The sequence below is a fragment of the Mycobacterium sp. NGS62 genome (assembly GCF_059812285.1).
The window spans coordinates 1-1,265 of sequence record NZ_JCALCK010000063.1; the positions used below are offsets into that span (position 1 = coordinate 1).

The 1,265-nt window shown below is 67.7% G+C and carries 2 protein-coding genes and 1 pseudogene; all 3 read left to right on the forward strand.

Translation table 11 applies throughout. From position 1 onward, the window contains the following. Window positions 1-245: hypothetical protein (locus AC5Y49_RS24680; RefSeq protein WP_499892000.1), on the forward strand; the 245-nt coding region annotated here is incomplete at its 5' end. Then, window positions 242-1,050, forward strand: a pseudogene (gene istB, locus AC5Y49_RS24685) (IS21-like element helper ATPase IstB). The gene AC5Y49_RS24680 and the pseudogene istB, both read left to right, overlap by 4 nt. Continuing rightward, a partial coding sequence (locus AC5Y49_RS24690; RefSeq protein WP_499892001.1) for a DNA gyrase inhibitor YacG occupies window positions 1,047-1,265 on the forward strand: 219 nt, incomplete at its 3' end. The pseudogene istB and the gene AC5Y49_RS24690, both read left to right, overlap by 4 nt.

Here is a 1,265-nt window from a genome sequence, read left to right on the forward strand (position 1 = left end):
CGGTGGTGCTCGCCGAGGAGCATGTGGCCGCCCTGGAGAAGGTGGTGCTGGCCAACTTCGCCGACCGGCCACCGTGTCGACGCAAACACCGCCGCCCACCGTCGGCGGAGGCGCTGGCCGAGGCCGACCGCATCCGCCAGCACAACCAGCCGCTGGAAGGTGAGCAGGTGGTGGCCGACTTCGCCCGCTATGCCGCAGCCAGCCGACCCATGCGGGCTCGCCGACACGGGGGTGAGACCCGATGAAGACCACCAGTAGTGAGGCCGCCACCTATCAGCGGCTGCGCGATCACCTGCACGTCCTTAGGCTCTCCGCGGCGGCAGAGGCGCTGCCGGGGATGCTCGACGACGCCCGCGGCCAGGACTTGTCCACGGTGGCTTTGCTCGAGCAGTTGCTGGCGGTCGAAGTCGAAACCACCCAGGCGAGGCGGTTGGTATCACGGTTGCGGTTCGCTTGTCTGCCCACCGCATCCCGTCTGGATGAGTTCGATTTCACCGCCCAGCCTGGCGTTGATGAGAAACTCATCCGCGAGCTGGCCTCGCTGCGGTTCCTCGACGACGCCGGCAATGTGGTTTTCATCGGGCCACCCGGCACCGGCAAGACCATGCTGGCCATCGGGCTGGCCCGCGCGGCCGCCGAAGCCGGTCACCGCGTCTACTTCACCACCGCCGACGATTTGACCAAACGCTGTCACAAGGCCGCGCTGGAAGGACGCTGGGCCACCTGCATGCGGTTCTTGTGCGGCCCACGGCTGCTGGTCATCGACGAATTCGCCTACGCGCGCCGCAACCCAGATCCCGAGGCCAATACCGCGCTGTTGAAGTGATTTCGCGGCGCTACCTGAAATCCTCGACGATTCTGACCTCCCATACCGGCATCGCCGGCTGGGGGGAGCGCCTCGGCGACCCGATGCTCGCCGCCGCGGTTTTAGATCGAGTACTACACACCGGCATCGTGGTCCCCATCGACGGGCCGTCGTATCGGATGCGGGCTCACCAGAAACGCAGCGATGCGCTGCGCCGCGCCCTACACCCGGAGGCCAAACCATGACCACCGCCAACTGCCTGGGCTGCGGCACGACCATCACCGTCACCACCCGAAACCCCAACCGCCGCTACTGCTCGCCTCGCTGCCGAAAAGCCGCCTGGCACGCCCGCCGCCGCGCCAACCACCGCGTCGGCGACGACGTCGCGAACGACGTCACCCACGACGTCCACGACGTCCTCGACGTCGTCCACCTGCCCCACGCCGTTCCAGCGGCTAAC